The 5,820-nt window shown below is 35.8% G+C and carries 4 protein-coding genes and 3 tRNA genes; all 7 read right to left on the reverse strand.

Features of this window, described 5'->3' with window-relative positions; genetic code table 11:
• Window positions 1–1,142 (reverse strand): elongation factor Tu (gene tuf / locus ENO17_04695; protein HER24332.1); only part of this gene is annotated, 1,142 nt, incomplete at its 3' end.
• A gap of 55 nt (window positions 1,143–1,197) precedes the next feature.
• Window positions 1,198–1,273 (reverse strand) — tRNA-Thr (locus ENO17_04700).
• 15 nt (window positions 1,274–1,288) lie between these two features.
• A tRNA-Tyr gene (locus ENO17_04705) sits at window positions 1,289–1,375 on the reverse strand.
• 79 nt (window positions 1,376–1,454) lie between these two features.
• Window positions 1,455–1,530, reverse strand: a tRNA-Thr gene (locus ENO17_04710).
• Window positions 1,531–1,581: 51 nt separating this feature from the next.
• Window positions 1,582–2,214: an RNA polymerase sporulation sigma factor SigH gene (sigH, locus tag ENO17_04715; GenBank protein HER24333.1), complete on the reverse strand. Its 633-nt coding sequence runs from the start codon at window positions 2,212–2,214 to the stop codon at window positions 1,582–1,584.
• Between the two features lie 188 nt (window positions 2,215–2,402).
• Window positions 2,403–3,821, reverse strand: a complete 1,419-nt coding sequence (locus tag ENO17_04720; GenBank protein HER24334.1) for a cysteine--tRNA ligase — start codon at window positions 3,819–3,821, stop codon at window positions 2,403–2,405.
• A gap of 299 nt (window positions 3,822–4,120) precedes the next feature.
• Window positions 4,121–5,245, reverse strand: coding sequence for a PIN domain-containing protein (locus ENO17_04725; protein ID HER24335.1), 1,125 nt, complete (start codon window positions 5,243–5,245; stop codon window positions 4,121–4,123).
• Window positions 5,246–5,820 lie beyond the last annotated feature (575 nt).

Below are 5,820 nucleotides of genomic sequence, written 5' to 3' on the forward strand. Positions count from 1 at the left end.
ATAGCAAAGCGGAGCTGTTTCTCCATAGCGATAGGAGTAATCAATTCCCCGCTAATAGTGACTCTATCCCCGGGCATAACCATCTCTACCCCTTCGGGAAGAGTGACGGTTCCGGTTACATCCGTAGTTCTGAAGTAGAACTGGGGACGGTAACCGCTGAAGATAGGCGTATGTCTGCCTCCTTCTTCTTTGGTTAAGACGTACATCTCCCCTTTGAACTTGGTATGGGGGGTAATACTACCGGGAACTGCGACTACTTGTCCTCTTTTTACATCTTCTTTATCGATGCCTCGCAAAAGAAGACCGATATTGTCTCCGGCTTCAGCCTGATCCATGGTCTTACGGAACATCTCTACTCCGGTGACTACGGTCTTACGTACCTTGGGAGCAAGCCCCACTATCTCGGCCGGATCTCCCACCTTGACTAATCCTCTCTCCAACCTACCGGTAGCTACCGTCCCACGGCCGGTGATAGAAAAGACATCTTCTACCGACAAAAGGAAGGGTTTATCCATTTCTCGTTTAGGAGTAGGAATATAGTTATCTATCGCCTCTAACAATTCAGCAATGGCCTTATAGGCCGGATCATTGACATCGGTAGCCTGCATGGCCTTCAAGGCTGAGCCTTTGATAACCGGGATATCATCTCCGGGGAATTCATATTCATTTAAAAGATCTCTGATTTCCATCTCTACCAATTCGATCAGTTCGGGGTCATCTACCATATCTACCTTATTCAGGAAGACCACGATATAGGGGACTCCTACCTGGCGGGCGAGAAGGATATGCTCTCTGGTCTGGGGCATGGGGCCATCGGCAGCAGATACTACCAGGACCGCTCCGTCCATCTGGGCTGCTCCGGTAATCATGTTCTTGATGTAATCAGCATGTCCCGGACAATCGATATGGGCATAGTGTCTCTTTTCGGTCTCGTATTCGGCATGAAAAACCGAGATGGTAATCCCCCTCTCCTTTTCTTCGGGAGCACGATCGATATCATCAAATTCCTTTACCTGGGCTAGGCCTTTGTGGGCTAGATATTTAGTGATAGCCGAGGTCAAGGTGGTTTTACCATGGTCAACATGACCGATAGTACCCACATTAATATGGGGTTTAGTTCTAACAAATTTTTCTTTTGCCATTTGATTTTTCCTCCTTAAATACAAAAAAATGTATCTGTATATTTGTCTAACTAACTGGAGCCCACGACCAGAATTGAACTGGTGACCTCATCCTTACCAAGGATGCGCTCTTCCGACTGAGCTACGCGGGCGTAATATTTTTAGAGTGGTGGGGAGGGAAGGATTCGAACCTTCGAAGGCGTTCAGCCAACGGATCTACAGTCCGCTCCATTTAACCACTTTGGTACCTCCCCATTGCATTTCGTAAATCTTTTTTTATCTTTGCGGGATACGATTTACTATTTAAGAGAATCTATTTTATTATGCCTTGTATGGAGCCGATGATCCGGTTCGAACGGATGACCTGCTGATTACAAATCAGCTGCTCTGCCAACTGAGCTACATCGGCAATCTTACACATTATAATTATTTTTTATAATTAAGTCAATCTTTTTAAAAACTATTTATTAATTAATTCTAATTTCCTTTTTATCCTTTGCAAGGCATTATCTATCGATTTTACATGTCTTCCCAAATCAGCTGCAATTTCTTGATAAGATTTGGCATCTAAATAAGATTCCAAAACATCTCTTTCTAATTCTGATAATATCCTTTTTATTCTCGATTTAAGGTGATTTAATTTTTCACTATTTAAAAATAAGTCTTGAGGATCATTAATATTCGCATTGTCTACAATATCCAACAGGGTTCGGTCGGAATCCTCATTATAAATTGGCCTATTAAGAGATATATATGAATTTAAAGGTATATGTTTTTGACGGGTAGCACTTTTTATAGCAGTAATTATCTGTCGAGTAATACATAATTCAGCAAATGCTTTAAATGAGGAAAGTTTCTTGAATTGATAATTTCGTACTGCCTTGTAAAGTCCAATCATTCCTTCCTGAATGATATCTTCCGTATCAGCACCAACCAAAAAATACGAGCGGGCTTTTATCTTTACCAATTTCTTATATCTATTAATCAAGCAATCTTCTGCTAACAAATTTCCCTGACAAGCTAAGTAAATAAGTTCTTCATCGTCACAATTCCGGTAATTAATAAAACCCTTGTCCCCTTCTTTTAAGCTCATGAATTGTTCCTCCTTGGAAATCTTATATAGCGTATAGCGGGCAGCGTTTAGCATATATTATTACTCTAATATCTCGTATCTATTATCTTGCATCTCGTTAGAGAAATAATTTTTATATATTCAATTATAATATCTTTAATTATTTGCTTCTTTACGAGATACTCTTCACGAGATACTAGACATGTCACTCATATTTTTTTCCATCTTACCCCTTCAGGGGTATCTTCAAGCAATATTCTTTTTTCCTTCAATACATCTCTGATTTGATCTGATTTAATCCAATCCTTTTTTTTTCTTGCCTCTTCTCTCTCTTCGATTAATTTCTTTATTTCTTTCTCGAAATTTTCTTCCTGACCAAAAACCTTTAAAACTCCCAGTATTTCACCGCCTAACTCCTGATAGTATTTAAGAATGTCTTCTAACACATCTTTATTTTTAGCCCTCGCAGAACGCAGATAAATATTGACCTCTCTGGCAAAACTAAATAAACAGCTAAGGGCAACAGGGGTATTAAAATCATCATCCATAGCTTCAATAAATTTCTGAGTGTTCTCTTTTCTTTTTTCTAAAATCAATTCATCCTTTTTATCTTTTGATTTTCTAAATTTACCCTCTTTTAAAAAATGCATCACATTAAAAATTGTATTATTTAATCTCTGCAGACTGCTCTTTGCTTGCTGAAGCTGTTCCTCGCTAAAATTAAACGGATTCCTATAATGAGCAGAAAGGATAAAATAACGAATTATTTCTCCTTGGTATTTCTGGCTAATGTCTCTTACACTCATTATATTCCCTAAAGATTTAGACATTTTCTGGTTATCTAAGCAAAGGTAACCATTGTGCATCCAATACCTTACAAACTGTTGGTTAGTATAAGCTTCGCTTTGAGCAATTTCATTTTCATGATGAGGAAAAATTAAATCTGAGCCACCGGCATGAATATCAAAGCTTTCTCCCAAATATTTCATCGACATAGCAGAACATTCAATATGCCAACCAGGTCTTCCTTTCCCCCAGGGGCTTTCCCAGGCAGGTTCTCCTTCCTTCATTCTTTTCCATAAGGCAAAATCTATGGACTCCTTCTTTCTTTCGTCTACTTCTACTCTTGCTCCTTCTTTTAATTCTTCAATGTTCTGGCCGGAAAATTTTCCATAATCCTTAAATTTAGCTACATTGAAGAACACATCACCGTCTATTTCGTAAGCATATCCTTTTTCTTCTAATCCTTTTACCAGTTCTATTATTTCTTTGATATGTTCTGTGGCTCGAGGATGGATATCAGCTCTTTTTATCTGAAGAAAATCAGCATCGATAAAATACTCTTGAATAAATTTCTCCGCTAATTCCGAGACTGTAGTCTTGAGTTCTTTGGCTTTATTGATCATTTTATCGTCAATATCAGTTAGATTTTGTACGTAGGTTACTTTATATCCCTTAAATTTTAAGAATCTTCTAACCACTTCAAAAATTACAAAAGGTCGAGCATTCCCTATGTGAATATAATTATAAACCGTAGGCCCACAAACATACATACCCACTTGGCCTTTTTTAAGGGGAATAAACTCCTCTTTTTTCTTGGTTAAAGTATTGTATATTTTTAACGTCATTTTTGATCCTTTTCAAATCATAATTTATTTTAATTAGTTGGTTTATCACTAACCCAGCCTGCCGGTCTCCCAGCTAAATTAGTTGTTAGTGAATAGTTCGTTAGAGTAACAAAAACAAATTCACAGTTTACGATTTTCAGTAAAAATAAGCTCTATTAATCACCTTTCTATTTCTTGTCTTTTGATTTCTGCTTCCTATCTTATTATCTCTTTACTATATACTAATACTAAATACTAATTTGGCTCCTGACTACTGGCTTCTTTACGAGATCCGATTCACCATATACCAAATACGAATTTCATTTTCTCGAAGATAACCTAACTACATTTTTAAATTCATTAGCTTTTTTATCCATTACACTTTTTACCCTGCCAAATATCATCCTGCCGGCAGGAGTTTGCAAAATACTCGTTACTAAAATATTCACTTTTTTCCCCATATATTTGTGTCCGTCTTCCACTACTATCATGGTACCGTCATCAAGATATGCAATCCCCTGTTCTGGTTCTTTACCTTCCTTGATTATTTGGGTATTCATCTCCTCGCCAGGCAAGACAACTGCTTTTAAGGCATTAGACAAATCATTAATATTTAAAACAGGAATGCCTTCAAGCTGGGCAACTTTATTCAAATTATAATCGTTAGTTATCACTTTGGCATTAATTTCTTTTGCAAGTTTAATTATCTTGGCGTCGACTTCTTTGGGTTCGCTATAATCTTTGCCAATAATTTTTACCTTATTCTTTTTAATTTTAGTCATTTTATTAAGTACATCTAAACCTCGTCGCCCTCGGTTCCTTTTTAAAGAATCTGAAGAATCAGCAATATGCTGGAGCTCTGACAAAACAAAACGGGGGATGATTAACTCGCCCTCCAAAAATTCTGTTTGGCAAATATCTAAAATACGGCCATCAATAATTACACTCGTATCTAAGATCTTCGGATGGACAAACTGTCTATTATTTTCTTTTCTTCTTACTTTATTAATATTTTTGAAAAATCCCAAAATATTAAATATTTCATCTTTTTTATTAACTCCCATATTTATTCCTAATGCCCCCAGTATTACGCTTAATATAATAGGAAGATAAGAACCAATTATGGGAATAAATGAGAGTGAATAAGCTAACAAGTTTGCAATAATAAGACCAATAATTAATCCAATGGTAGCTGCAGCAAAGTTTTGGGTGGGCATTTGTTGCAAATAACCAATAATTTCTGAAAATACGGTTTGGATTTTGGCATTAAATAAAAAGGAGAACAAAAAACCTACCGTTCCCCCAAGGGCTATTGCTAAGATACTGAATAAAATATCATAATTAATATATAAGTCAGAAATAATATAGAATTTATCATACACCCAATAGCCTATCACTGCGCCAACAACAATAAAAATAAATTTTAAAATTCTTTTTGCTGGCATAGTTATTTCCTCCTTCTATGCGCTATTTTATTATACGAAATTTTAGAACTATCACCTCCCCTTTTTATATTTTCCATTTTATCTTATAGAAAATATATTAAATTGGCTTAATTTGACATTGAATGCGAGAATAAATTTATCTTATTCAAAACCTTGATCTTCAAACCATTACACCATTCCTTTGACTCTAGAAAAGCCAAATAAATTATAGCATGCTCATTTATTTATGTCAAAATTAGAATCGGTGTCGTTGGTGTCGACTATTTGAGAATCAAGTTAAGAAAATAGAAGGTAGAAGTCAAGTCCCTATCTCGTGAATCGTATCACATGCATTCACTCTAGTTAAGAGTTGGTTATTTGTTTAGTTGTATGATTATTTGGTTGAAAAAGTAAAATTAAAATAAATCACCAATCAACTAAATTGATATAGCAGCTCAATATTAAAATTAAATTTGGTTTTACATCTTATCACTATTAGCTGAAAACCTGTATTTCATGCGAATGATTAATGACTGTTTATACTGTCTGCTGAATAAATATTTCTTGACAAAGGATGTAGCCGGTAAGTATAATAA

Source organism: Candidatus Atribacteria bacterium, assembly GCA_011056645.1.
In the GTDB taxonomy this organism is placed as follows: Bacteria; Atribacterota; Phoenicimicrobiia; order Phoenicimicrobiales; family Phoenicimicrobiaceae; genus Sediminicultor; species Sediminicultor quartus.

What these genes read in the sequence shown, in the direction of transcription:
- ENO17_04720 (HER24334.1), bottom strand. Translation starts at nt 3,821, where the DNA reads ATGACGTTAAAAATATACAATACTTTAACCAAGAAAAAAGAGGAGTTT.
- sigH (HER24333.1), bottom strand. Translation starts at nt 2,214, where the DNA reads ATGAGCTTAAAAGAAGGGGACAAGGGTTTTATTAATTACCGGAATTGT.
- ENO17_04725 (HER24335.1), bottom strand. Translation starts at nt 5,245, where the DNA reads ATGCCAGCAAAAAGAATTTTAAAATTTATTTTTATTGTTGTTGGCGCA.